We start from the raw sequence: 26,962 nt of genomic DNA, 5'->3' as shown, positions 1-26,962 counted from the left end.
ACCGGATGTCCTTTCATGACAAATGATCCTCATGCCACGACCGATCATTCCGATCCAATTCGGAAAGCTCCCTATTGGCGCTTGCTTGCTTTGCCTTTTGAATTTCTCAAGGCCGTCGGCCGCATCGTCCTCTATTGCATCTGGTATGTCGCCTTCTATCTCCTGTGCGCGTTTCGGCCGTTCACCGGGATGCTGGTTCTGGCGGCAATCGTCATGCTGCCGATGTCGATCGTCGTCCTTACCCATCCGCAGGCGGCGGCGGGCATGCCGTTTTGGCTGATCGGCCTTATAGCGATCGGGTTTGTCGCCTTTGCCCTTGGCTATACAATGTTCGTCGATTGGTTCACGCCGCCTGGTGCTGAAGATCCGTTCGAGCGATATCGGCGTCAACGGTAGAAACCCGCCGACTGGCGCTACCACGAATGCTGCGAGATTTCTTCAATCCATCGCTCGCCGTCATAGGCAAATTCGACGTCGATCGACATGACAGCTGGGTCGTCGGAAAATCGGGTGCGGACCATCGAAGCGGCAAACGCATTCGATGGCCCGCTCTTCGGCGAGCGAGTCATATCGACAATCTCGGGCGCTACGCAAATGTCTTGCAGGCGCCGACAAGCCAGAGCGTGATATCGTCATGGCCATCCGACGCTCGCCGATCGTCAGCCAGCATACCGTCCAGTAGCTCGGAATTCACCGACCAGCCGGGACCGTGGCAAAGCCGGGCTCTGCACTGCGTGTGATTGAGAACGGCTGCGGCGATACATGGCCCCATGCCGAACGAACCGATCCTGTTGGGCGCTTCAGCAACGCGGCTTTGCCCCTGTTCCACATCGACCAGTTCACCGTCCATTGTGTTGACCGTATGGTCCTCACTTGGTGTTATCGTCAGTTCTTCACGAAGCGGTTGCGCTTGGCTGCCGCGTGCATGTCCTTGCGCCTAAAGTAGATCGCCCGCCCGCAACGCAGCGGCGCTTGGCCCTGGACGATGATGATCTGCTCGTCCTTGCGCATCGATTGGGTGATCTCGTGCGGCATGATCAGCGGCCGGCGCTGGAAGTTGACACTCTCCGATTTGCGCGATGCGCTGTTCTTCGTGTCCCAGCCGATGTTGCGTGAACTTGCCTTCACCTCGACCGTCATCTCGCCGCACTGCGCCGAGACATTGCGCGCGGTGTCGAGCGCCTTGATCGCCGCGTAGGATGCAAAGGCGCAGCCGTCAATCCACGACGTCGCGCCGTCTTTTCCAAAGTGCCGTTCCAGTTGCCCGACAGACTGGTACATCAACATCATACTGATCCCGTACTTGCGGCCACGGTCGCGCGCTTCCTCGAGGACGCGCATATAGCCGAGGAGATCGACCTCATCGAGCATGAACAGCGCCCGGCGCTGGAACGCGCCATCGGCCTGCACCATGGCATTGATCAGTGAGCCAATGATAACCCGCCCAATTCCTGGATAGGAGCGCAGGATCGATGCCGGAATGTTCAGGAAAACGTCCTTCTTGCCCGAAACAATGTCGCTTGACCGGAAAGCGTTGCCACAAACGAGGGCGGCGTAACTGTCGAGCGACAGCCACTGCGTATCCTTCGATGCGGTCGAATAGACGCCGGAGAATGTCTGCTCGGTCATGTTGGTGAAGACGCCAAGCGTCTCACGGATAAAGGCGGAGGCGGAATGCTCCTGAATGTCGCGCAACATCGCCAGCACCGAGGGCTCCGGCTCGGAAACGATCTGTCTTAGACTGCGCAAGGTTCGCCGTCCCTCGTAGTCCGGAGAGAGCATCACGTGCGCCAGCAAGCCGGTCAGGAGATTGTGCGCCTGGTTCTGGAAATAGGACCCGGTCGAACTTTCAAAGCGCAGGCTCTCTGACAGCAGCATGTGCGCGATGCCGACGATATCCTCCTCCTTTTGCTTCGAGGTCTCGATCCCGTCCAGGACGTTGAAGCCCATGACCGGATTGGTCGGGTCGAGCACCATGACCTCTCGGCCAAGGCCGCTCGTCCGGTGCTCGACCACCATCGGTGCGACTTCGGTTGACGGATCGAGGCAGATCAGCGGCCCGGAATATCTGAGCGCCGTCGGCACCACATTGCTGGTTGTCTTGTATCCACCCGATCCGGCGAAGAAGAGCATATGGGTCGAATCGAAGTCTTGTTTGTAGGTGAGCAGCGGCGCCTTGCCGCCTTGACCCCAAGTTGCCGGATCGTTTGGATCGAAGGGCAGTTTGTGGACGATTTCCCTGTCGACGCGATAACGCTCACCGACGACGATTTCGCCGTCCGGCGGAAACACTCTTGCCGCCGCCGACATCGGGAGCCAGTCCGCGTCTCCGAAGGTCCCGTGCCTGGCACGCTTCACCGGCGCGGGGACGACCGTCGAAATACGCGCGGCGACCACGACTGCCATGAAGGCTGTGACCGTGCCGAGGACGGCGACCATGTCGAGAAAGGAAAGAGCCCGTTCCCAGGTGACCGCGCCGCTCTTGACGAACGGCGACAACCGGCCGAACTCGCGTAGCCCATAGAAGCCGGCAACCGTCAGAAAACACGCGAGGCTGGCAATGGCGATCGGCCGCCGGCGATGCATGGGCAGGGCCCATACAGTCAACAGCCCCGAGAGCGGCCCGAACAGCAATGCCGGTAAAGGTGCGGTCCGCAAAAACCAGTATTCGGCTTTTCCGGATAGTCCGGCGGTAAGCCCCTGCCACCGCCAGCCGGTGACATAGACGGCAAACGCAGTGACGGCGACCGGCACAAAAATGAGCAGCAGGCTCGGATGGAGTTTCCACTTCAACGCCATTCCAGCATCTCCTCAACGGGCGTGATCTCTTCCGATTGAGAGGAGGTTCTGAATGCCTTTTCGCCGATGTCGCGCAGCCGCCGGTATTCCGGCGAGCCTGCCTCCACCCTCGCCATTTCCATGAGTCCGCCGAGTAGAAAGGCCCGGTCGGACGTGGAAAGGCCCGCCCTGACGACGATGCCGCCTAGCAGGAATTTCTCGCGCGCCGCGCGCTTGCGATCAGCTGTCATGAGAAACCTCCGCCGCCGCTCCAGCCCCGCTATTTGCTGGTCGACGCGCTTGAGGAGAAGCGGCAGCAGTCGCCTTCTTTTCGCTTTGGCGAAATCGCGCCGCCACCTCTTCGAAGATGCGGTCAAGTTCGTCGTCGGGGATCTCCATTTCCGCCAAACCGGACTTCGTGGCGGCGCGAGCAAAACGCTCCGCCGATTTGACGACGAGCAGCTTCCTGCGCTCGCGCAGCTTTTCGATCTGGGCATCGAGATCAGTGATCGAAGTTTTGGCAGCCATTCCAGTTTCCTTCCCGTGTCGAGACAATCTGAACGATAACGGTTATACCGGCTAGAATGCGCGAGTAAAATAGGCTATTTTGCATTTACCCCGAAAACGTCGCAGCCGGAATTCCGGCAGATGGCCGTCTTCCGGAGAAGCGGCATCGGCCTTTGCAGGCCGATCGGTTTGAGGGCGCAATATACGTCGCTGGCGCGACGTGCTTGGAAGGTCAGGAGACGGCATTGGCGATCATGTTCGTCAGAGCGCAGGTGATCAGCAGAGGGGCGGGACGCAGTATCGTCTCCGCCGCCGCCTACCGCCATCGCGCCCGGATGATGGACGAACAGGCGGGCACGTCCTTCAGCTATCGCGGCGGAGCCGCCGAATTGATGCATGAAGAGCTCGCATTACCAGAGGACATTCCGGCCTGGCTGAAGGCGGCGCTCGACGGCCAATCGGTCGCCAAGGCGAGCGAGGCGCTCTGGAACGCGGTCGACGCCTTCGAAAAAAGGGCGGATGCGCAGCTTGCCCGCGAACTGATCATTGCGTTGCCAGAAGAGCTGACCCGGGCGGAAAACATCGCCTTGGTTCGCGAATTCGTCCGGGACAATCTGACGTCCAGGGGAATGGTTGCCGACTGGGTCTATCACGACAAAGACGGCAATGCGCACATTCATCTGATAACGACGCTGAGGCCGCTGACGGAGGAGGGGTTCGGGCCGAAGAAGGTCGCGGTCACCGGCGAGGATGGCGAGCCATTGCGCGTGGTCACGCCGGACCGGTCGAACGGCAAGATTGTCTACAGGCTCTGGGCCGGTGACAAGGAAACGATGAAATCGTGGAAGATCGCCTGGGCGGAAACCGCCAACCGGCATCTGGCACTGGCCGGTCATGAGGTCCGCCTCGACGGCCGCTCCTATGCCGAACAGGGTCTGGACGGCATCGCGCAACAGCACCTCGGCCCGGAAAAGGCGGCGCTCGCGCGAAAGGGCGTCGAGATGTATTTCGCGCCGGCGGATCTTGCGCGGCGTCAGGAAATGGCGGACCGGCTGCTTGTCGAACCTGAGCTGCTCTTGAAACAGCTCGCGAACGAACGCTCCACTTTCGACGAGCGTGACATCGCCAAGGCGCTGCATCGCTATGTCGACGATCCCACGGGCTTCGCCAATATCCGCGCGCGCCTCATGGCCTCGGACGATCTCGTGCTTTTGCGGCCGCAGCAGGTCGACGGACAGTACGGCAAGGTCTCCGAACCGGCGATCTTCACAACACGAGACATCCTGCGAATCGAATATGACATGGCGCAGTCGGCAGAGCATCTCGCCAAGCAGAAAGGCTTTGGTGTTTCGCCGAGGCACGTCTCGGCCGCCGTCGCCAGCATCGAGACGGCCAATCCGGAAAAAGCCTTCAAGCTTGATGCCGAACAGGTGGACGCTGTCCGCCACGTCACCGGTGACAACGGCATTGCCGCCGTCGTCGGTCTCGCCGGTGCCGGCAAGTCGACGCTGCTGGCATCCGCCCGCGTCGCATGGGAAAGCGAACACCGCCGGGTGATCGGCGCAGCTCTCGCCGGCAAGGCCGCGGAAGGCCTTGAAGACAATTCCGGCATCAGGTCGCGCACGCTCGCCTCTTGGGAGCTCGCCTGGGCCGGCGGCCGGGAATTGCTCCATCGCGGCGACGTGCTTGTCATCGACGAGGCCGGTATGGTCTCGTCTGGGCAGATGGCGCGGGTCCTCAAGACCGTCGAAGATGCAGGCGCGAAAGCCGTGCTGGTCGGCGACGCGATGCAACTGCAGCCGATCCAGGCGGGTGCTGCCTTCCGGGCGATTTCCGAGCGTATCGGTTTTGCCGAACTGGCCGGTGTGCGCCGCCAGCGCGATGAGTGGGCGCGCGACGCATCCCGTCTCTTCGCCCGCGGCAACGTCGAACGGGGCCTCGATGCTTATGCGCAGCGCGGCCACATTACCGAGGCAGAAAGGCGCGACGAAATCATCGGTCGCATCGTTGCCGATTGGACGGAAGCACGTCGTGACCTGCTCCAGAAAATCACCGACGGGGGGACTGCGCCTCGGCTTCGTGGCGACGAACTGCTTGTGCTGGCGCACACCAATGAGGATGTGAAGCGTCTCAATCAATCCCTGCGCAAGGTGATGATGGAGGAGAGCGCACTGACCGACGCGCGCGAATACCAGACGGCACGCGGGCTTCGCGAGTTCGCGGCCGGAGACCGGATCATCTTCTTGGAAAATGCCCGTTTCCTCGAACCGCGAGCGCGCCGCCACGGGCCGCAATATGTCAAGAACGGTATGCTCGGCACGGTCGTTTCGACCGGCGACAAACAAGGCGACACGCTGCTGACGGTACGCCTCGACAATGGCCGCGACGTTGTTCTGAGCGAAGACAGCTATCGCAATATCGACCATGGCTATGCCGCAACGATCCACAAATCTCAAGGTGCGACCGTCGACCGGACCTTCATCCTTGCCACCGGCATGATGGACCAGCATCTGACCTATGTGGCGATGACCCGCCACCGCGACCGCGCCGACCTCTATGCGGCGCGTGAGGATTTTGAGGGGAAGCCGGGATGGGGACATAGGCCGCGTGTCGATCATGCCGCCGGCGTCACGGGTGAACTCGTCGCAACCGGCTTCGCGAGATTTCGACCTGAAGACGAGGATTCGGAAAATCCCTTTGCCGATGTCAGGAAAAATGACGGAACCGTCCATCGTCTCTGGGGCGTCAGCCTGCCCAAGGCGCTCAAGGAGGCGGTAGTCTCGGACGGCGATACCGTTACGCTACGGAAGGACGGTGTCGAGAAAGTCAAGGTGACGATCCCGGTCATCGATGAAAACACGGGCGAGAAGCTCTTTGAGGAACGCGAGGTCGATCGCAACGTCTGGACCGCTAAGCTGATTGAGTCCGCCAAGGCTCGCGTGGAGCGGATCGAGCGGGAAAATCATCGGCCGGAGCTGTTCGGTGAGCTTGTCGAGCGCCTTGGCAGGTCAGGCGCCAAGACAACGACGCTCGAATTCGAAAGCGAGGAAGGTTATCGCACGCTACGCCAGGACTTCGCACGGCGGCGCGGCATCGACACGCTCGCCGGGGTCGCGGCCGGAATGGAAGAGGGTGTTTCCCGGCAACTGGCGTGGATCGCGGAAAAGAGGGAGAAGGTCGCAAAACTCTGGGAGCGTGCAAGCGTGGCGCTCGGCTTTGCGATCGCGCACGAACGGCGCACGGCTTATACCGAGGAACCGCGCGTGTCCCTCGCATCGGACATCCCGGCGACCGGGAAATATCTGATTCCGCCCACGACCATGTTCGTCCGAAGCGTCAATGAGGATGCGCGCCGGGCGCAACTCGCCTCGCCGCGGTGGAAAGAGCGGGACGCCATCCTGCGGCCGGTGCTCAAAAAGATCCATCGCGATCCGGAAGCAGCACTTGTCCGGCTGAACACACTGGTGTCGGATACGATGATCGAACCCCGCAAGCTTGTCGACGATCTTGGCGTCAAACCAGAGCGGCTCGGCCGCCTGCACGGGTCCAATCTCATGGTTGACGGTCGGGCAGAACGCGATAAGCGTGCCGCCGCGACGGCGGCGATCAAGGACTTGCTGCCGCTGGCTCGGGCGCATGCGACCGAGTTCTGCCGGACCGCAGGCCAGTTCATCGAGCGCGAGCGGACGCGCCGGAAATACATGGCGCAGTCGATTCCGGCGCTTTCAAAACCGGCGATGGCGCGGCTCGTCGAAATCGAGGCGATCCGCGAACGGGGCGGCGAGGACGCCTACAAGACCGCCTTCGCCTATGCCGGTGAGGACCGGGCACTTGTCCAGGAGGTCAAGGCCGTCAACGACGCATTGACGGCACGGTTCGGCTGGAGCGCCTTTACTGCCAAGGCAGACGCGGTCGCCGAGCGCAACATCACTGACCGCATGCCCGACGTTCTTTCTCCCGAGCGTCGCGACAAGCTTACCCGTCTCTTCGCCGTCATCCGGCGCTTTGCCGAGGAACAGCATCTCGCTGAGAAACAGGATCGCTCAAAAATCGTTGCCGGCGCAAGCGTCGCGGCCGCTCCGGAGACGGTGACCGTCTTGCCAATGCTCGCCGCCGTGACCGAGTTCAAAACGCCGGTGGAAGAGGAGGCGCGGATACGCGCGATAGCCGCCGCGCATTATCGTCATCATCGAGCAGCTTTCGCCGAGACCGCAATGCGCGTCTGGCGCGATCCCGCCGGCGGGATCGAAAAGATTGAGGCGCTTCTCGCCAAGGGCTTTGCTGGCGATCGCATTGCGGAGGCCGTCAACAATGATCCCTCTGCCTATGGAGCGCTCAGAGGGTCCGGCCGGCTGGTGGACAAACTGCTTGCCCCCGGCCGCGAGCGAAAGGAAGCCCTTCTCGCCGTGCCGGAAGCAGCAAGCCGCATCCGTTCGCTCGGTGCGTCCTACGCCAGTGCGCTTGATGCCGAAATACGAGGCATTGTCGAAGAGCGCCGGCGCATGGCTGTCGCCATTCCCGGATTGTCAAAGGCCGCCGAAGATGCCCTCTACCGGCTGACGGCCGAGATGAGCAAGAAGGGCAGCAAGCTCGACGTTGCCGCTGGTTCGCTCGATCCGGCCATCGCGCGCGAGTTCGCCATAGTCAGCCGGGCGCTTGACGAGCGTTTCGGCCCCAAAGCCATTCTGCGCGGCGAAAAGGACGTCATCAATCGCGTGGCACCGGCCCAGCGGCGCGCCTTCGAGGCAATGCGGGAGAAGATGAAGGTTTTGCAGCAGACGGTTCGACATCAGGGCAGCGAACAGGTTCTCTCCGAACGCCGGCTGCGCACCATCGATCGCGCGCGCGGCCTCAGTCGATAGCACTTTAGAGACATCAGAGAAGGGAAAGGAAAAGCACATGGCAGGTCAGGACATGCCTTACGAAGCAACCATTCGCACCGATATCGCCATCAGGATTCTCAATCAGGCGCGCGCCATCGTCACGACACGCGTCTATGAGCTCGAGGAAGAGAATCCCACCGCGGCCGACCGGTTGCGCGACCGTCGCCGCGACCTCCTCGACCTCCAGGAAAGCCTCGGGCCCGAACATCCTGACGCGGTGGAACATGTCATCGCCCTCTGGGGGCCGCGCGTCCAGGACGAGACCCGCTTCTGGGCGGAGTTCTGATCATGGCGGAGGACGTGGTCGGGTTGCTCTCGCCCGACAGAAACGAGAAGATTTTTCAGAAAGACATTTTGCGTGATTATCTGCCGGAAGGGATGGGACGTTCGGAGCAGCCGCGCCTGATCCTGATCGGCGGCCAACCGGGCGCCGGCAAGACGACGGTTCTAACCGCGAGCCATCACGAACTTGCGCAATCAGGACCGACCATTCGCATCGTCGGCGACGACCTCAGATCCTATCATCCACAATTCCTTGCCTTCCAGCGTCAGGATCCGGAAACCGCGTCCCAATTCACACAAGGAGATGCCGGACGCTGGACCGAGAAGCTGCTGTCGGTTGCGGCTGAACGGCAGGTCAACATCGTCTTCGAGACCACGATGCGCACGCCGGAAAATGTCGCCCGGGTGATTGAAGTGGCGCGGCATGCCGGCTACGCGGTCGAGGTGCGTGCTGTCGCCGTCAATCCCCGCGTCAGTTGGCAGGCAAATCATTACCGCTTCGAGGAAATGCTGCATGCCGGGTTGGCGGCACGGATCCCCCCGCAGCACGTTCATGATGCCGCCATCGACGGTCTTCGCGTCAGTCTCGGCAAGATCGAAAGCGAGCATTTGGTCGACCGCGTGCAATTGCGCACACGTGGCGGCTCCGTCATCTACGACAATGAGCGCCCCGACGATCAATGGACGCATCGCCCCAGTGGCCGGCTGGCATTGGAGCGCGAGCAGTCACGGCCAATGACACCTGGAGAGTTGCAACGCTTCGCGGACGATTGGCACCATGTGCTGGCTCGGATGGAAGCGCGCAGCGTTTCGAAGGATCGGATCGCAGCAGTGGAGATCCGTGCACAAGAAGACGTTGCTCATCTGTTGGCGCAACGCCGGGAAGCGGAGGGCACCCAGAGCAAAAGACGTGGCCGGACAATCCTGCAGGAACCCGCCGACGGTCATCGCCTGTTCGTCGAGCTCTACCACAGTGCGATCCGCGACGCCGAGCGTCGTCCGATCGGAAATGTCGAGGCCCATGCCGTCGGACGCCTCAAGCAGAGCTACATGGCTTTGAAGCTGGTCGAGGTGGCGCGCGATCTTGGCCTGCTGCCGGGCGGGAGCAAGATCGTCGCAACGCGGGCCTTTGCACAGGATAAGCGCGGGTCACTCGAATTCCCCGCGGTGCATCGACTGCCGGCGGACCTCGCCGTGGAAATGCTGGATGGGATCCGACGGCGGCTGACCGACATGTTCGGCCTGGAACTCAATCGGGTGGCGATTGACCGCGAGGTGTTCAGTCCGACGGACCGCATGTCGCGTCTCGCCAATGTGGCCGATTCCTGGGCGGAGGCCGCCGGCATGCGAAAAGCCCTCGCCGGGGCGGCAAACGCCGTGGTGCGTGGTGTGTCTGCCGATGAGGCGTTGTCGCGGATTATCGAGCCGGGATATGCGGTTGCGATCGCTCAAACCCGGCGCCGGCTCGAGCGCAATCTGATGCTCACCGAAAGGGCGGCGATTGCAACCTCGATTGTTGATGTGAACGGAGAGCCCTTGCGCGCGATGCGGGATGTCCTTCGCCTCCGCTCGGCCGAGCTGGACAATCGCGCCCGCGCCAAGGCCATGATGGAGGCCGTGCTCTCTGAGACTGCACGACATGACAGTCTGGAACCCGCTAAGCGGCGCGCCGCGGACGTCTTTGTGCAGGGCATCACCGGGAACGAGCGAATGCTGCGGATAGAGACGGAGCGTCACGTCGAGCATGCAGTGGTCTCAACGAGGCCGCTTGTTCCGGCGCGGGAGCTTCCGGACCTCAGCGAAAGCGAAATCGGCGCGCGTCTGCGTCAATCCACGCGGCTTGCCGACAAGCGGACGGAGATCGAACATCTGTCGCGGCTGGTCTTCGGCAACAGTCAGGCGGCTTCGCTGGAGGCGATTGCGGATGCGCGCACTGGCATGGACGCCGGCGACGACGTGCGGGCGGGCCGGCGCGGCGAGATGGCCGGGGAGGGGCGGACCTGGTGGCGCGGCCCGAGCCCCGAGCGCCAGACGGCCGAAGCACATGTGCAGAAGCTCGCAGGAGCGTTGGCCGACTATGGATTGGCGATCGACTTCGAGCGGCATCAGGTCGTCACACAGCACCGTGAGGAACAGACCCGTCAGCGTGTGGAAATTCCGTCACCGTCCAGCAAACTTGCTGGGGTCCTGTCATCGGAAGGTGGGGAGCGGTTTCGATCCTTCCAAAGTGATGAGGGTCTCAGACGCGAATTTGAACGTCTATCCCTGGCGGTGACGAAAAGACTATCGCCGGTGGACCTTGCTCAGTTGACGGCCGGCGACCTCTCAAGGTTCGCCAAGACCCACGGAATTGATGAGCAGCAGGCAACGAAGTTGAAAACGACTGTGTCCCAGGTACGTAGCGTGCAGCAGGACATGACGGCGCGTGTCCGGGAACGAGCGCGGACGGAGGCTGTCACTTTGGTGAGGCGCTGAGGCCTCTGAGAATTTCTACGAGATGATCGTAATGCCAGCACGCAGTCCATAGTCGCGGAGCTCGAGAAGGAGGCCCGCATTCGAAGCGACTGGCAAGGAATCCCCGATCTCGAACTCGTCCTCTGCGATACGATCCTCAAAAAGAACGATACATTGATCGGGATCACATTGACGGGAAGTCCAGATCAGGCCGTCGACATCCGGCGACGCACCGTGAATTGCCTGCGCCCATGAACCGGTGTCAGCATAGGTAGACTTCGACGTTTCGATCAGGTCTGAGCGGCTAATGCCCCATGCCTTCAAGTCGGGCGCAAAAAGGCTTGCCAGTACCAGGTTGCGTTTAGGGACAATGATGCTGATCGTCCGCTGCTCGACGGTGGCGAGGCGAACGGTTTTGAATGCGGAGGTGGGTTCGATGTCGTGAAAGATCGACTCGAAGGCCGCAGCCTCTCTGCTTGTTGCGGCATAGAGCGTCGGCACGCAGTTTCCGCCGCCGTCGTTGAACGGTGCAAAGCGCGTTCGTTGCCCCATGCAGGGATTGAATTGTGCTGCGCCAAACGAGGAAAGGTGGTTGCGATGAAGCTCCGTCCCCGCCCTGAGCGTACGCTTGTTGATCTTCGGAAAAGGCGAGGGTGGGCTCGGCACGACCCGGGATATCAACCGACGACCTCTTGGCGTTCATGCTCGGCTGCAGAAGCAATTTCGTCCAGATCATCCAGCAGGTCGACGGGCGCCTTGTCATCGAGCCAGCCGTTGGCAGATACGAACCAGAATGCCTGCTGCCAGGCGGAGAGCGATTGCGGCAGGGCCTTGAGCGCGGCCTTCACCGCCGGACGCGGGCGGCCATCACTGAACTGGAAGGCGGGGAAATATTCCGTGCCACGATGCTGAACCGAAAAGATGTCACCCGCCTTTTTCCAGCGTGCGGCGGTTGCATAAGGATTCTTAGCGGAGGATCCTGCCAGGCTTGCGACCTCGGGACTGGTCAACTGCGCGATCTCCCGGATGAACCGGTCGCGAAGCTCGAGGTTATCCTTGGCAAGCGCGCCGCGCGCCTCCCCAAGTTCATCAGGCAGGATGACATCGGCAAGCTTGTTGATGGCCTCTTCCAGCCGGCTTTCTTCCAACGAGCCGCTGACACGGACCAATGTCTTCAGAAATGTCTCGACCGTGGTCCGATAGTTCTTGGGTAGATCGGGCTTGAGCTTGAGTATCACTGAATCGCCGGTCGCAATGTCGGCCATGGCACTGGCAAGCCGTGCAAGCTCGGCGTCGCCTTTACCACCTGGCGCCACATTGAGTTTGACAAGCGTTTGCAGGAAGGCGTTCATGAACCTGTCATGAAGCGCAGGCTGGTCGCCCAATGTTACAGCGACCGCACCGCCCCTTTTGCGACGGCTGAGCGTCGGCGCATTTGACGAGGCTACGGTCTTGGGCCGGTCAATCATTACGACGTCAGAAAACAGGGCTTCATTCATGGCCGCCTCGTGAGATAAGTGAGCAAATACCCTATATCACTTATGTCACGTGAAGTCGAATTCAATATCTTCGTGTATGGTTTGCGGCTGGTTGGCAACCGGCATTCCATGGGAGCGATGCGATCGGCGGACTTCAACTATGGTCTCGCACGTGGTCCTTGAAGAGAGCGTCGCACGGTCTCGAATGGGGTGCCTTCCGCGAAATACCAGGTGTCGAGATCTAAGGTGGGTGCAACCATCCGCGTACTCATCTCGATCAGAGCGCGGATGCCGCAGCAAGCAGAGAAGTCACTTGCGCCGACCCAGAACATTAAACCGTCGCTAATAGGCTCCATCATCGCCCGGCCGGCGTCGAAGTCAAGATGCTCGCCGCTCAGGCGCGGGCCGACTAACTGAAATCTCTCGATCATATCTGTGAGGATGTCTGACCTGATCTTTGGTGCATCGTCGGTTGCGACGAAGGCTTCCATGGCGTGTCGATACAATTGGCTATCTCCGGAGAGGCTCACCACTTGGTGGCTTCGAGCAGCAGGTCTGTCGTCGTGGTTCAGGCGGGATGCGCTTCGCAAGTAGGGCGGAAAGCCCGTGGCGTTATCCGGTGTTGGTAAAGAGGCACTGCGATTTGCATTCTCGCACGCATGTTCAACAACACTCGGCCTGACACCTCGAAAGCACCGCAGCAGACAGGGCGCTTACCGAAGCCATCTGACCGCCCGAGCTCGTCGAACGCGGCGCCGGCTCTTTCATAGATGCGCCGCATATGCGGTTCGTAGTTCGAAATCATCGTGTGGATACCGTTGTCGAGCGCCACCTCACAGAGCGCCAGCAGAAGGAGGCAAAGCGCTCGCTCGCACCGCATGTCAGGAAAATCGCGGGCAAGCGCCTCCTCGTCGACACACATGCGCGTGCCCTCCCATATGCCGGGTGCGATCAGATCGGCGGCATGGGGAAAAGTGGAGCGGAAAACGTCGTAAAGAAGGGTGGGGCCGGTGGTGGGCATCAGCCGCACCGCCCCATAGAGCTGGTCTCGATCGTCATCGCACCAAATGAGATAGGCCGGATTGTGGCCGTCATAGCGGTCGCGTTCATACGGACCGTATGTCTTGACCTTCCAGCGCAGCTGATCGGCAAAGACTTTCTTCCTCAACCGGAAATATTGATCCAGCAAGTGTTCATATCGGCCGTACTGATGGCCCTGGACGAGTGCATACATGGTCGCCTCCATTTGGATGTCGGCGAGAACATGCAATCGGAAGTACAGGGAGGAAATGTCCGCAACCTGATACCCTCAAGTGTGGGTATTGCCATAGGGATTGATCAGGCGCAGTTGTGCTGCGCGTGCGGTTGCGGCTGATCTGGTCGCACATCCCAGTTTTAGTTGTGCCGATTTGAGGTAGGACCGAACGGTGTGCTCTGACAGGCCGAGAATGGCGGCAATTTGGGGAGCTTCCTTTCCAAGCGCGGCCCAGTGCAGGCATTCGACCTCGCGGCCCCCTAGCAAAGGAACCGGATCGTCTTCGCCATAAAGTTCACGGACCGCCTTCTTGTGGATGAGAAAGGCGAGCTCGACCCATTCTTCGCGCTGCTCGACGACGAGGGCACTCCATTCGCCGTCTGGTTTTTTGGAGTTCAGCGAAAAGAGCGCGCGGCGCGACTTGGTGACGACCGGAATCGAGAACCCGTTCTCGCCAAGACCGAACGTTATAGCGTCGGCATAGAATGCCAGCGCGGCCTCCGGGATTTCAACTTCGCGCCAATCGAAGGGCAACTGCCGAACAAGACCCTCGTGCAGGATAGGATCGACTTTGACGAAGTCCTTCAGGAGGTAGCGTGCCACCCACGGATCGGGATAGCTGGTCCTGACAAAGGGTGTGTCCACCGCGCCTGCGATGGTCTGGGCGAGATGATAAGTGACAAAGTCGACTCCATAGTTCGCTTGAACAATTCTGATCGCCTCGTCGACGGTGGGTGCGCCTTCAATGCCGGCGGAAGTGATACGAAGCAGCGCGGATTCGTTTGTCTGCATAAGAAAATCTCCACAACACGAGCGTCCTGCGGGACGCCCTTCTTTGGACGTTGACGCGAGAGGCAGCGCTTCGCCGGGAAGGAGGTTCGGCGACACCGGACGTCAACCGACAGTGCGAGGGCCGAGAATATTGCATTTGGAAATCCTTAGCTGCGCTACGCGCGGGTGGTGTCGCAGGGGGCGGCTGTTATCCATTGCGTTGCTCACTTCTGCGAAACATGGCAAACGAGCGCAGCCGGCTTGCGGGTGGCGTCAGGCGGGCGTTCAACGAGAATGGTGACTTCCGGCGTCTGGGCGTCTGGGGCGAGATCCGCTAGTTCCTGGTACAGCTGCCTGTCCGCCGCCGTCAGACGGTGATGCAGTCGGTGATCGTTCGTCCAGGTCGGTGTGCGGTAGGTCTCGAGCCAGCGCGGGGGTTCGCTGACATCGCGGGTGAGCGTCCATTGCCTTGCCCCAGCCCGGCTTTGCACATGCCGACTTCTGCGCATGACGTCGATAAACTGATTGGCATTGTCGTGCGCAATGGAATATTCGATGATGACCAGAATCGGCCAGTCTCCGGGCTCGAGATCGAGCGCGATCGCCGGCACAACGAATGACCCGGACGGTTCCAGTGCCGGGTCGACACGGTTGCTGATCGGCAGCTTGACACCCGAGGCGGCGGCGAACAGCGACGCCCCGGCGGAAGCTGTGAGCGCAGAGAAAAGCAAATGAGTCTCGGCGTGCCCCAGAGCCAGCTGCCGCCGGCGATGCCGCCATAAGTGACGGCGCTGCAGATCGAGATGGTCCGCCCCGCGACCCAGCGCGGACTGGCGAATTGCACGTTGACGCCGAGGACCGATAACGCCGTTACCCAGCCGGCGCCGCCAAGCGCGAGCGACGCGGCAAACTCCCACGACAGTACACAGGTCGCGCGGGCGATGCAGGCAGCAACGAAGATTCGTTCCTGCGCGAAGCTGTGTCGGAGAGGCTGATTTGCCAGCCCCGTGACAAGTGCACCAGTGCCGAAGCCGGCCATCAGAAGGCCACCGGCGAGCGGACCCGCCGAAGGCGCCGAGGACGATGAAGCCGCCCAGCGCCGCACCGTCACAGCGCCCCGTTTTGTAGCCGGCCGACATCAGCATGAACGCCGCCGGATGAATGGGCGTATGCTTCCTCTCGAAATAGGTGCTTTGCCATCCGCCATTGTCGTTGGAGATGACTTTAATGTAGCCGGTGCGAATATAGATGTAGGCATGGGCCGTGTAGACGGCATGCTCGGTGATATTTGCAAGGCCCGCCTTGAGGCTCTCCTCGCTGCCCGCAATTGCGGTGAGGTCGGTCATCTTGTACAGCAAGTGTTGCAATCAAAAGTCCTTGGGCAGTGAGTTAGAACACATCACGTTGAACCTTTTGGCGCCGATACCTGAAAATGAGCCTGTTCCCATCCCGCCAAGGAAAGGACACCTTGGGCGGGAGATGGAGCAAAAATCAGGCCAACTAACTCGCCCTGCGGTAGAGCCTGAAAATCAGTCGGTTCCGCAAAAGCTGTGCTTCCAGATCCTGTTGTTCATGTATCGAAAGCGAGAAAAAGGTCTCATCGGTGAGACGCCCGGCTGGTTATAGCGCGGCTTCGAGCTGCAGAGGTTTGAGCTCCTAGTAACAGCGAATTCTTAAGTGGTGCCAGTTGTTCTCGGATGTGTCATCAGTTGCCGCAGTTATTGCCCACCTCCTCTGCTTTCTGTCTTCAGGTCATCAGACCGCCACCGCAGGACGGGACTGCGGACGGAAGCGTCATGCCAACCTCCTCAAGTGTCCGCCGTGCTGCTGGTTGCTGATCAGCAGCACGTGAATCAGGGTGAACAGCCGCCGCGCGGTGTCGATGTCGACGGTGATCTTTGAGGCGAGGCGCGCCTGCAACAGTTCCGCCGCTTCGTTGTGGACGCCGCGGCGCCCCATGTCGATCGCCTCAATCTTCTCCGGACTGGCGTGGCCAGCGGCGTCGTTGAAGCTGTCGCAGATGAGGGCATAGTCCTTGAGATGTCGGCGAAACGGCGTCAGCGACAGATGATGGCTGACGACATGCTCGCCGCCATCAAGCGAAATCGTCATCACCAGGCGGCGGTCGACCAGTGCAAGCTCGAGACGGTAGGGGCCGCCGTCATGGCCGACGGGAGCGACACTGTTTTGGTTCAAGAGATCGAAGATCGCGATCGCCTGTTCCCGCTTGAGGTGCTTATCGTCCTGAACACGAAACGAGCCATCGAGCGAGACGGCGCAGAGCCGCGCGCCGGATGGTGAGGCATTGGAGACCGTGGCCGCGTTCATGGCGCGCCTCCGAGATTCGTCGGGACCAGCGTCGTACACGGTCGGGATAGAGGAGGCTGCCGTCGGCCGCGAGAGCCAACGGCAGCCGAATTACCCCGGAAGACCGGCGTCGCGGTTCCCTCCGGGGTTACGGCAGACCGGGGTCCGCCTGTGCGACCGGCCTGCCGTGACTTGCAAAAGTTGTTGGAAAGAGCACGCGTCGTCAAAAAAATGGCTGCCGTTGAAGGATACTCGTCAACGGCAGCCGAGTGACCCTGAGAGGGCGGGGAAAGAAGTGCCACACTAAGGGTTGAACCATGCCCGGCCACGACGGGGCGCCCGGAGGAATGCGTCATCATGTCGTGCGTGCCGCTGGCAGCAAGCCTTGGGCTGTGCGTAGACGCACAGAACGTGGCTGCCGCCCGAACGCCGTCGGCGACAGCCACGCCGCCCTGGGAGGCTGGGCGAAGGAGAAGTCGGCTTGAAACACGTCTTGCAGGAATTCCCGGGCGAACCGCGACAGCCGTTCGTGTTTGGGGCCGGGCGGTGCCAGGGATACCGTCGCAGATCCAGGGAAAGTCGGCTGCCGTCGGGACCTGATCGACGGCAGCCGAGGCACCCTGCGCGGCTGGGGTAAAAGCCAAGCGCAGGTCAGGAGCTTGTGCGGACCGACCGTGACGACGGGCGCTCGTCGCCAGACCAGCGAAAGCGCGGTCGTCGATCACATGATGAAAGGGTTGCTGTCTGTTGACCGTCTGTAGCATCTCAATTGCTCCTCACGGCCGCGATACGCGGGATATCGGCTGGCTGCGTGCGCGCGACGGGGTTGTCGAGCGCTCGATCGCCAGCACGGTCCGAGGGGCGGTTCGTCATGCAGCGCCGCAAGCTCAGCGCCGAGCTCCTGATCGGCGGCAGACAGGCGGTGGTTCAACCGCAGATAATCCGTCCAAGTCGGCGTCCGGAACGTTTCCGTCCAGAGCGTGGGGGTCAGGAGGTTGCGCTGGAGCGTCCAGTTGCGCGCACCCGCCTGGCTCTGGATGCGCCGGCGTTTGCGCATGCAGGCGAGAAAGGCATCGTGATCCTGTTCGGCGATGACATAGTCGACCTTCACGACGATCGGGCCGCTTCTCGGCTGCAGGTCGAGTGCCAGCGCCGGAGGCTCGAAATCCGAAGCTTCCTGCTCGGCTTCGTCCCACAATTCGATCGGCAGCGCGAATGCGGCGGCGGCCACCAGCATAAGGACCACCGCAGCCCATTGGAATGCCATGGTCAGCGAATAGGTCTGGGCGATAAAGCCCCAGATCCAGCTGCCGGCCGCCATGCCGCCATAGGAGAGGGCGTAATAGATCGACAAAGTCCGGCCGACGACCCAGCGCGGGCTCGACAGCTGGATCGCGACATCGACGCCGGTCCAGGTCAAAAGCCAGCCTGCGCCGCCAATGGCGAGCGCCAGCGCCGCAACCGGGACCGATGTCGTCAGGGGGAGCAGGAAGCAGCATGCGGCACAGGCAACCGCGGCAAGGGCGATCAGCCGGTCCTGCGGCACGATCCGGCGCAGGTGACTGCTGCTCAGACCGGCGCTGAAGGCGCCGATGCCGAACGCCGCCAGCAGCGCGCCGTAAACGATCGGCCCGCCCGGATTTCCGAGGACATCGCGGTGAAGCGCAATCCGTCGTGGACGGCTGTGGTGACGCGCTCGCGCGGCAGCGAAGAAGAGCGCACGCGCCATTTCGAGCGGGAGATCGCGGCAAGCGGCACCAGATCGCTGAGCGCCGCCAGGACGAAAGCGGCAAGGGGTCCGAAGAAAGCCAGTATCGCGCCGCCAATCGCGGGGCCCGTGCTTCGGACGATGTTGTAGCCGACCGACATCAGCGTGACCGCCGCGGGGATGTCGCGCTTTTCCAGGATGTCGCCGACGGAGGCGTGCCAGGCCGGATCGTTCAGGGCAAAGCCGCATCCGGCAAGGAACCCCAATCCGAGGATCAGCCATGGGCTGACAAGGCCCAGTGCGACGGTGACCGCCAGGGTCATCGATGCCAGTGCGATCAGGAAATGTCCGGCGAGCATGACGCCGCGCCGGCTAAAACTGTCGGCAATGGCGCCGGCAAGGATCGACAGGAAGAAGGCCGGCAGCGTCGACGAGGCCTGCACGAGCGCCACCATCAGATCGGAGGCCGAGATCGTCGCCATCAGCCAGCTGATCGCCGTCGTCTGGATCAGCCATCCGAGGCTGGAGATCTGCGTCGCCGACCAGATCGCACGAAACGCCCGGTTCCGAAGCGGAGCCAGGGTCGTGGAAACGGCCGGTTGCGGATCGTCACGCTGCATTGCTTATCTTGTCTTTCCAGGCTCCTAACGCCTTGCTGCGACGCAGCAGAATATCTGGTGTCTTTGGACGGATTTCGCCGTTATGCGGTCAGTCGATGCAGGAAAGCGGCATAAACCGCGGGCAGGTGATGCGTTTATCCGTTACGTTATAACATATTTGTGGCGGCCAGGTTGAAATGTCCGCCGTGGCGCAAAGTAGAAATGTCACGTCAGGCTGCCGCACGGCACGCCGACCAGCCCCGATCTGACCGGCTGGGCCGGGTTGCAAGGTGAGATCGGGGCGGGTGAGGGGCACCCTTCGGCTTTAGCTTTGAGATCATGAATGCAGCCGGTCATTCCGCCGCATCAAGGCGCGAAAGCGCCTGCCGCCGCCGGGCAATGACCGCTGGATCGTTCGTGAAATCAGTCCGACGTCCCGGCTTGCGGCCACGCGGTTTGTAACCGATCCTCTCGCTGTTGGTCTTCACGGCCGGCTTCGTCTGCTGGTCCTGACGGTCCTTGATGTAGGCCAGCACATCGGAAAGACGCTTGTTCTCGGTGATCGCCGCATGCGTCACCCGCTGGTCCTTGTCGAACACCCGGTAGGACAGGGAATGCCCTTTCCAGCGCACATCAAGGTGGCCATCGGCATAGGCATAGGTCTCGACATAGCGACCAGCCAAACCGCGCGTCACCTCGGTCTCCTCAAGCATGATCCGCTGGCGCTCGAACGAAAACGTCAGCTGCGATCCGACATAACGCTGCTCGCGCTTGCACAGGATCTCTTTGAGCCGATCCGGCGCCAGATTTATCGGCCGGTGAAGGTCATCGGACCGCGCAGGGGCGACCGAAAACCGCGCATTGTAGTGCTCCATGAAGCCCGGCAGAAACGCATTGCCCGCCTCCATGTCGTCGATACCCGCCAGTCTCAATTCCTTCACCAGCCGATCCTGCAGCGTCCGGTTCATCCGCTCGACGCGGCCCTTCGCCTGACTCGAATTCGCGCAAAGAATCTCGATGTTTAGCTCTGAAAGTGCACGCCCGAACTGGGTCATGCCCTGGCCGCCCTTGGCGTCCTTCTTCGCCACCCGGAACACCGAATGCTTGTCGGAATAGAAGGCGACCGGCGCACCATGCGCCGTCAGATAGAGCGCCAGCGCCTCGAAATACGTAAATGCGCTTTCCGATCGCACGAACCGCAACTGCATCAACTTGCCGGTCGCATCATCGACAAAGACCAGCAGCGAGCACGGATCACCGCGATCTTCGAACCAGCGATGTTCCGACCCGTCGATCTGCACCAGCTCGCCATAGGCCTCGCGCCGCAGCCGCGGCTGGTGAAACGTCCGGCGCTGCTTGCGCGACAGCCAAAGTCCGTCATCGACCATCCAGCGGCGCAACGTCTCGCGCGACACCCGCAATCCATCGCGCTCGGCAAGCTTCTCGGCCGCCAGCGTTGGGCCGAAGTCGGCATAGCGTTCGCGGACCAGCGTCACTGCGTAATCGCGCACGCCGTCGCTGATCCGATTGTTCGAGGGCCGGCCAATCGCCTTGTGCCGGATCGATGCTGCACCATCCGTCCGCATCCGCTCCAACAGCCGGCGCACCTGACGCGTGCTCAAGCCCAGGACATGCGCCGCCGACACCAGCGTCATGCGGCCGTCGGTCACCTTCGACAAAACCTCGATCCGCTGCAGATCGCGTTCGCTCATCGCAATCAATCCCATCCGTAATCTCCCACGTCATTAAAACGCGGGGAGAGTGACATTCTTACTTTGCAGAAACAGGACACTTTAACTTTGCGTGGAGAAGCTAACCCAAGTGCATCATTGCCGGTGATCAGGGTAGGGGATCACCCCGCTTCGTGCAAATGGGCCATGAACACCTCGGCCGGCGTCTTGTAGCCGAGGCACCTTCGCGGCTGGTCGTTGAGATGGCGGGCGAGTTGGGTGAGGTCGCGTTGTGACACAATTGCCAGATCTGTGGAGCCAGGCAGGAAACGCCGAACGCGCTTGTTGGTGTTCTCGACGGTTCCTTTTTGCCAAGGCGCACTTGGGTCGCAAAACCAGCTATGCGCGCCGAGCCCTTCTTCCAAAGCCCGAAATCCGGCAAACTCGGTACCGCGATCAAACGTGAAGCTCTGTCGCGCAAATGCCGGCAAAGGCGAAAAACCTCTGATGATCTTGTCCATGATCGGCCGAGAATGCCGGCTTGGATTCTTGATGAGAACGGTGTAGCGGCTCTTGCGCTCGACGAGGGACGTGACATTGGCATGTCCGAGTGGACGTTCAAAAATAAGGAGGTCGCCCTCCCAATGTCCAAACCGCGATCTATCTTTAATAAAATCAGGGCGTTGAGATATGCGGTGCGAGGCTGGAAACACACCGTCGCGCGGCTTCCTTGAGCGCAGTGGGCGACGTTTGCGACGCGCTTCCGGCAGATACTGATAGAGGCCAAGCCCATAGTCTTCCTTGCTGTAAATGAAGCGATAGATTGTCTCTTTACAGACGCGGACGAGGCTGTGCCCCTCCAACAACAGGCGCCCGGCGATCTGCTCCGGAGACCAGCGTGCCTCCAACTGGTTGATGATCTCCGCGCGTAAATTCGGGTGCCGTCGCAGCTTTCTCAGCCGACGTCGCCGTTCCTTAGAGATATCGTGAGCCACCGTGCTGTAGTAGCCGTCGTAGTCCGGCAGTTCACGATCGCGAAACGTGTTGCGCTTGATCTCACGGTAGATCGTGGAACGATGGCGCCCTAGCTGACGGGCCATTTCGTTGACGGGAACATTTGCCGCCACCAGCTGATGTAGGCGTCGTCGGTCGGCGAGAGCAAGCTGCGTATAGCATCGGGACATGCCAAAATCTCCAAAGTGAAGCCGTTGAAATCATTGGCATGTCGCACTTGAAAATAGAATGTACCCCTGCTATAATATTTGTCACAGCTATTTAAAGATGAGACAAAGTAGTCAACTTAGAAACGCGACAACATCCTATCCATTACTACTGCATTTGCAAGTTGATATATTTACAAAGCACGCAGACGCGAGCCGCCGGCCGGGTGGAGCTGGTCAGGGTTGCGCAGCCCGGTCGGCGGCGGATGGCTTGAGGTGCAAAATAAACTTTAGCTTTGACACCCCGGTCACTCCGCCGCTTTCAACTGCGCAAGGGCTTGCTGGCGTCGGGCGATGACCACCGGATCCTTGGTAAAATCCGTCTTCCGGCCAGGCTTCGTGCCGCGCTTCTGGTAGCCATTGCTTTGGCTGCCATCGGGAATGCCGAACATATGGTCCGTCTGGCCGGTGCGGCGCGGCCCGCCCTTGCTGCGCTGTTGCTCTCGCCCGGCCTGCATCTCGGCCACCAGCGCCAGCATGTCATCAAGGCGCTTGTTCTCAACCACCTCGGACCGGTGCACCGAGCGCAGCGTGTCGAAGGTTCTGTAGGGCAGGGACGTCCCCTCATGGGTGACCTCGAGGCGACCATCGGGATAGTCGCAGACAATGACCTTCTTGCCGGCGAGCGACGTGGCGAGGTCGGTCGGATCGAGGATGAACATCACCTTGTCATAGCGCAGCGTCAGCGACTGCGACAGCTTGCGGATCTCCTTGCGGCACATGGCGCCATCGAGGTTCTCATGCGCGGCAAACGGCCGGTGCATGTCCTTCGGATTGCGCGGCGCCTTGCCGAAGCGACGATTGAAGTCGGCCATGAACTCCGGCGCATAGGCATTGGCCGCGGCGATCGTGTCGATGCCGCGCAGCCGCAGTTCCTTGACGAGGCGATCCTGCAGCGTCTGGTTGGCACGCTCGACGCGGCCTTTGGCCTGCGGGGTATTGGCACAGATGATGTCGATGTTGAGCTCATAAAGGGCCCGCCCGAACTGCGTCAGACCACTGGTTCTGTCCTTCTTCGAAGCATGGGTGGTGCGGAAGATGCCATGCTTGTCGCTGTAGAAGGCGATCGGCTTGCCCCATTGCTGCAAGTAGGCCTTCGTCGCGTGCAGATAGTCGAAGGTGTTCTCCGAGGCCGCAAAGCGTAAGTGCAAGAGCTTGCCGGTGGCATCGTCGATATAGACGAGCAGGGCGCATTTGGGACCGCGGTTCTCGAACATGGAGTAATCGCGGCGCGACCGTCTCTGGATTTTGGGCTGGTGAGGGTGGTTGCCCCCGATAAGATGGAAAAACGGGCTCTCGATTGGAACCGGGCCCAAACATCGGATGGAGGCAACCTTGAACCAATATATTGGCCTTGATCTTTCTTTGAAAGATACCGCAATTTCGATCCGGGAAGATGGGAAGCGGATCTGGCGGGGGAAATGTCCTTCGGATCCTAAGCTTCTTGCACAGATGATCCGCAAAAAAGCTCCGCGCGCGCGGCGGGTCGTATTCGAAACGGGACCGCTGTCGACGTGGTTCTATCACGCGCTGACGAGCGAGGGGGTGCCGGCGATCTGCATTGAAGCGCGGCATGCGCAAAAGGTATTGAGCGAGACGCTCAACAAAACCGATGCCAATGACGCCGATGGTTTAGCGCAACTCGCTGAAGCAGGCTTTTACAAAGAGGTTCGCGTCAAGTCTTTTGACGCTATGTTGGCCCGCACATTGGTGGCTGCCCGCGAACAGCTCCTGAATATGTCAACGCAACTTGGCAATCAAATCCGCGGCCTGATGAAGACCTTCGGTCTCATCATCCCGAAAGGGAAGGGGCAGGTCTTTGATGGGGATGTGCGGAAGCTTTTGGATGGGAACGTCGAGCTTGCGAAGATTATCTTGCCTCTTTTGGAGGCGTGGCACGATATCCGCAAGCGCGCAGCCAATCTTGGTCGCCAGCTGCTTATAGTGGCCCGTGAGAGCCAAGCCACAAAGCTATTGATGACAATCCCAGGCATCGGCGCCGTCACGGCGGTATCCTACGTTACGGCAATTGAAGATCCAGAAAACTTTCGAACGTCGCGCTCGGTTGGCGCCTGGCTCGGCTTGACAACGCGGCGATATCAGTCAGGCGAGGTCGACTATGACGGCCATATCTCGCGAAGGGGGGACAATCGTTTACGTGGGCTGCTTTATGAAGCGGCGACAGTGCTTTTGACGAGAACCAGCGCCAGGACCGAGAGCAGTCTCAAGAGCTGGGGACTTAAGCTGCGCGAGCGCCTTGGCTTCAAGCGCTCCGCGGTGGCGGTTGCCCGGAAACTCGCGGTCATCATGCACAGCATGCTCAAGACGGGAGAAGTGTTCAACGCATCGGCTGGCGCCGCCGTATAGGCGACGCTCAGCCTTCATCCCTCAGCGCGTCATCTAACTTTGTGCTGAGCGTCCCTGCTGCGGACGTGGGCAGGATCATTCCGCTTCTGGTGGCTGCAGCTCGTTGAGACTGCGCCTCGAACATTAGGAAGATCCCACCTGCGAAGACCATTGTGCGGCGACATTTGTCGACCGCGGAGACAACCCTGCTCCCAGCACTGGATAGCTCAGAGGACACGGCCGGTGAGGGAAGATTCATTCAATTAGTTCAGCCGGGTTGCCTATCTCGCAAGCCGGCAAGGACATCGAATGCTCAAATCAGCTTGACGGATGGAATGCGATTAGACAACCACCAATGATGCGAGCCGTCGATCTGAATGAGTTCGCCGAAGCAATCGCGCCGGCCGCGCGGCTGGAAGACCCGCTTCTTGCGTTCGCGGCGCGACACCCAGATGCCGGCTTCCATCATCCACTGGCGCAGCGTCTCCTTGCTGACGGCAATCCGGTGGCGCTCGAGCAGCTTCTCGGCCGCCAACGTTGGTCCAAAATCCAGGTAATGCTCCCGCACCAGGTCGAGCACCAAGTTGCGGAAATCCTCGCTGTGACGCCGGTTGCTCGGCCGGCCGCGCTTCTTCGAGACGAGACCGTCGGCGCCGGCCAGGTCATAGGCCTGCAATAGCCGGTGGATCTGGCTGCGGCTGAGACGAAGCAACGCGGCCGCCTCAACGACGGTCAGGCTGCCACCGCGAATCCGTTGGATCAGTTCAAGACGATGCAATTCCTTCTGCGACATGGTGATCAAACAAGACATGACGACTCCGAACGCTCATGGTCTCAACCACGCTTCACGTCGCCAGTCTTCCTTCCAAACGTTGACGTTTGACCAGCATCCCAAGAGGCGACGACCGTCGCATCTCTAACTGGCTCATATGTCGCATCTCTAAAATGCCGCTACAATATTTGTGGCGGCCAGGTTGAAATGTCCGGCGTGGCGCAAAGTTAAAATGTCACTTTGGATACGTCTTCAGCCATTTAGAAATGCGACACTCGGCATCTCCACTTGCGCTGAGGCAAGCCCCCGACCGGACCGGCTGGGCCGGGTTGCAAGGGAAGGGAGGGGGCGGGTGAATGGCACCAACCGGCTTTAGCTTTGAGACCTTGCGATGGCGGATCATTCCGCCGCATCGAGCTCAGAGAGCGCTTGCCGCCGCCGAGCAACGACCGCCGGATCGTTCATGAAATCCGTCCGCTTGCCCGGCCTGCGTCCCCGCGGCCTGTAGCCATTCTTCTCGCTGTTGGTCTTCACAACCGGCTTCTCTTGCTGGTCCTGACGGTCCTTGATGTAGGCCAGCACATCGGAAAGACGCTTGTTCTCGGTGATCGCCGCATGCGTCACGCGCTGGTCCTTGTCGAACACCCGGTAGGACAGGGAATGCCCCTTCCAGCGCACATCGAGCCGGCCATCGGCATAAGCGTAGGTCTCGACATAGCGGCCGACCAGTCCGCGCGTCACCTCGGTCTCTTCCAGCATGATCCGCTGGCGCTCGTAGGAGAACGTCAACTGGGCACCGACATAACGCTGCTCACGTTTGCAGAGGATCTCCTTCAGCCGGTCCGACGCGAGATTCATCGGCCGATGCAGATCATCCGGTCGGGCAGGGGTAATGGCAAACTGCCGGTTATAGCGCTCCATGAACCGAGGCAGGAAAGCGTTGCCGTCGTCCATGCCGCAGATGCCCTCCAGGCGCAGATCCTTGATCAAACGGTCCTGCAGCGTCCGGTTCATCCGCTCGACCCGGCCCTTCGCCTGGCTCGAGTTTGCGCAAAGAATCTCGATGTTTAGCTCTGACAGCGCACGCCCGAACTGGGTCATGCCCTGGCCGCCCTTGGCGTCCTTCTTCGCCACCCGGAACACCGAATGCTTGTCGGAATAGAAGGCGACCGGCGCACCATGCGCCTTCAGATAGAGTTCCAGCGCCTCGAAATACGTAAACGCGCTTTCCGAGCGTACGAAGCGCAACTGCATCAGCTTGCCGGTCGCATCGTCGATGAACACCAGCAGCGAACAGGGATCACCACGATCCTCGAACCAGCGATGCTCGGACCCGTCGATCTGCACCAGCTCGCCATAGGCTTCGCGGCGCAGCCGCGGCTGGTGAAACGTCCGGCGCTGCTTGCGCGACAGCCACAGGCCGGCCTCCGACATCCATTGGCGCAAGGTCTCGCGCGACACCGTCAGCCCATCGCGCTCGGCCAGCTTCTCGGCCGCCAGCGTCGGGCCGAAATCGGCATAGCGCTCGCGCACGATCGCCATGGCGTAATCGCGCACGCCGTCGCTAATCCGGTTGTTCGACGGTCGGCCGATCGCCCTGTGCCGGATCGCCGCCGCTCCATCCGTCCGGATCCGCTCCAGCAGTCGACGCACCTGACGCGTGCTCAAGCCCAGGACATGCGCCGCCGAAACCAGCGTCATGCGGCCGTCGACCACCTTCGACAAAACCTCGATCCGCTGCAGGTCGCGCTCGCTCATCGCAATCAATCCCATCCGCAATCTCCCACGTCATTGAAAACGCGGGGAGAGTGACATTCTTACTTTGCAGGAACAGGACACTTTAACTTTGCGGCTACAATATTTCATCGCATAACATAGCTTATGGAACTGGACGGTCATTTGGGAAGTGTTGCTTTTTCGGTCCTAATGACC

At 60.9% G+C, this 26,962-nt stretch carries 18 protein-coding genes and 4 pseudogenes; 5 read left to right on the top strand and 17 right to left on the bottom strand.

Translation table 11 applies throughout. The features are described from left to right. Positions 1-15: 15 nt before the first annotated feature. Complete coding sequence (locus EKH55_RS29985) at positions 16-396, top strand: hypothetical protein (protein WP_246232027.1); 381 nt, start codon at positions 16-18, stop codon at positions 394-396. A gap of 190 nt (positions 397-586) precedes the next feature. On the opposite strand, the gene EKH55_RS28635 is transcribed toward EKH55_RS29985, so the two are convergent. The 4 genes from EKH55_RS28635 to EKH55_RS28620 are packed head-to-tail and all read right to left on the bottom strand — an operon-like array spanning position 587 to position 3,306. Next, the gene (locus EKH55_RS28635; RefSeq protein ID WP_069460877.1) at positions 587-850 is read right to left on the bottom strand and encodes a hypothetical protein; all 264 of its coding nucleotides are present in this window, start codon (positions 848-850) and stop codon (positions 587-589) included. Positions 851-885: 35 nt separating this feature from the next. Next, positions 886-2,799 (bottom strand): Ti-type conjugative transfer system protein TraG, encoded by a 1,914-nt coding sequence (traG, locus tag EKH55_RS28630; protein WP_151614005.1) that lies wholly within the window; start codon positions 2,797-2,799, stop codon positions 886-888. Further along, on the bottom strand, positions 2,790-3,029 hold the full coding sequence (locus EKH55_RS28625) for a conjugal transfer protein TraD (RefSeq protein WP_069460875.1): 240 nt from the start codon (positions 3,027-3,029) through the stop codon (positions 2,790-2,792). Before EKH55_RS28625 ends, traG begins: the two co-directional genes overlap by 10 nt. After that, complete coding sequence (locus EKH55_RS28620; RefSeq protein WP_069460874.1) at positions 3,019-3,306, bottom strand: TraC family protein; 288 nt, start codon at positions 3,304-3,306, stop codon at positions 3,019-3,021. The genes EKH55_RS28625 and EKH55_RS28620 overlap by 11 nt, the downstream gene beginning before the upstream one ends. A 224-nt stretch (positions 3,307-3,530) precedes the next feature. On the opposite strand from EKH55_RS28620, the gene traA reads away from it, so the two are divergent. From traA to EKH55_RS28605, 3 genes are read left to right on the top strand one after another with little or no spacing between them, the layout of a single operon-like run. Beyond that, complete coding sequence (gene traA / locus EKH55_RS28615) at positions 3,531-8,147, top strand: Ti-type conjugative transfer relaxase TraA (RefSeq protein WP_069460873.1); 4,617 nt, start codon at positions 3,531-3,533, stop codon at positions 8,145-8,147. Between the two features lie 37 nt (positions 8,148-8,184). Further along, positions 8,185-8,454 carry a hypothetical protein gene (locus tag EKH55_RS28610; RefSeq protein WP_069460872.1) on the top strand — a complete coding sequence of 90 codons (270 nt, stop codon included), beginning with the start codon at positions 8,185-8,187 and terminating at the stop codon, positions 8,452-8,454. Between the two features lie 2 nt (positions 8,455-8,456). Beyond that, positions 8,457-10,925 carry a zeta toxin family protein gene (locus EKH55_RS28605; protein ID WP_151614004.1) on the top strand — a complete coding sequence of 823 codons (2,469 nt, stop codon included), beginning with the start codon at positions 8,457-8,459 and terminating at the stop codon, positions 10,923-10,925. Positions 10,926-10,940: 15 nt separating this feature from the next. Here EKH55_RS28605 and EKH55_RS28600 read toward each other — a convergent pair whose 3' ends face one another. The 11 genes and pseudogenes from EKH55_RS28600 to EKH55_RS28550 form a co-directional block, all read right to left on the bottom strand. Next, entirely contained in the window at positions 10,941-11,405 is a 465-nt protein-coding gene (locus EKH55_RS28600) for an RES family NAD+ phosphorylase (RefSeq protein WP_245314749.1), read from the bottom strand. A 176-nt stretch (positions 11,406-11,581) separates the two neighbouring features. Next, on the bottom strand, positions 11,582-12,403 hold the full coding sequence (locus EKH55_RS28595; RefSeq protein WP_069460870.1) for a hypothetical protein: 822 nt from the start codon (positions 12,401-12,403) through the stop codon (positions 11,582-11,584). A 137-nt stretch (positions 12,404-12,540) separates the two neighbouring features. Further along, positions 12,541-12,873: a hypothetical protein gene (locus EKH55_RS28590; RefSeq protein ID WP_069460869.1), complete on the bottom strand. Its 333-nt coding sequence runs from the start codon at positions 12,871-12,873 to the stop codon at positions 12,541-12,543. A 77-nt stretch (positions 12,874-12,950) separates the two neighbouring features. Further along, positions 12,951-13,616 carry an acyl-homoserine-lactone synthase gene (locus tag EKH55_RS28585; RefSeq protein WP_069460868.1) on the bottom strand — a complete coding sequence of 222 codons (666 nt, stop codon included), beginning with the start codon at positions 13,614-13,616 and terminating at the stop codon, positions 12,951-12,953. A gap of 75 nt (positions 13,617-13,691) precedes the next feature. Then, positions 13,692-14,429 carry a LuxR family transcriptional regulator gene (locus EKH55_RS28580; protein WP_069460867.1) on the bottom strand — a complete coding sequence of 246 codons (738 nt, stop codon included), beginning with the start codon at positions 14,427-14,429 and terminating at the stop codon, positions 13,692-13,694. A 203-nt stretch (positions 14,430-14,632) separates the two neighbouring features. After that, positions 14,633-15,447, bottom strand: a pseudogene (locus EKH55_RS28575) (MFS transporter). A gap of 755 nt (positions 15,448-16,202) precedes the next feature. Continuing rightward, a complete protein-coding gene (locus EKH55_RS28570) occupies positions 16,203-16,736 on the bottom strand; it encodes a UPF0262 family protein (RefSeq protein ID WP_069460865.1) in 534 nt (177 codons plus the stop codon). Between the two features lie 700 nt (positions 16,737-17,436). Further along, positions 17,437-19,043 (bottom strand): annotated as a pseudogene (locus tag EKH55_RS28565) (MFS transporter). A 332-nt stretch (positions 19,044-19,375) separates the two neighbouring features. Continuing rightward, positions 19,376-20,749: an ISNCY family transposase gene (locus tag EKH55_RS28560; protein ID WP_151614003.1), complete on the bottom strand. Its 1,374-nt coding sequence runs from the start codon at positions 20,747-20,749 to the stop codon at positions 19,376-19,378. A gap of 125 nt (positions 20,750-20,874) precedes the next feature. Next, on the bottom strand, positions 20,875-21,876 hold the full coding sequence (locus tag EKH55_RS28555; RefSeq protein WP_069457443.1) for an IS30 family transposase: 1,002 nt from the start codon (positions 21,874-21,876) through the stop codon (positions 20,875-20,877). 284 nt (positions 21,877-22,160) lie between these two features. Further along, positions 22,161-23,126 (bottom strand): annotated as a pseudogene (locus EKH55_RS28550) (ISNCY family transposase); the annotation flags it as partial. A gap of 121 nt (positions 23,127-23,247) precedes the next feature. Here EKH55_RS28550 and EKH55_RS28545 point away from each other — a divergent pair. Next, a complete protein-coding gene (locus EKH55_RS28545; protein ID WP_151611218.1) occupies positions 23,248-24,279 on the top strand; it encodes an IS110 family RNA-guided transposase in 1,032 nt (343 codons plus the stop codon). Between the two features lie 295 nt (positions 24,280-24,574). On the opposite strand, the pseudogene EKH55_RS28540 reads toward EKH55_RS28545, so the two are convergent. After that, positions 24,575-25,069, bottom strand: a pseudogene (locus tag EKH55_RS28540) (helix-turn-helix domain-containing protein); the annotation flags it as partial. 360 nt (positions 25,070-25,429) lie between these two features. Then, on the bottom strand, positions 25,430-26,803 hold the full coding sequence (locus tag EKH55_RS28535; RefSeq protein ID WP_151611216.1) for an ISNCY family transposase: 1,374 nt from the start codon (positions 26,801-26,803) through the stop codon (positions 25,430-25,432). Between the last annotated feature and the right edge of the window lie 159 nt (positions 26,804-26,962).

It is taken from the genome of Sinorhizobium alkalisoli (genome assembly GCF_008932245.1).
Taxonomy (GTDB): Bacteria; Pseudomonadota; Alphaproteobacteria; order Rhizobiales; family Rhizobiaceae; genus Sinorhizobium; species Sinorhizobium alkalisoli.
The sequence above is the reverse complement of the archived record's forward strand: the minus strand, read 5'-3'. Positions and strand labels throughout refer to the sequence as shown.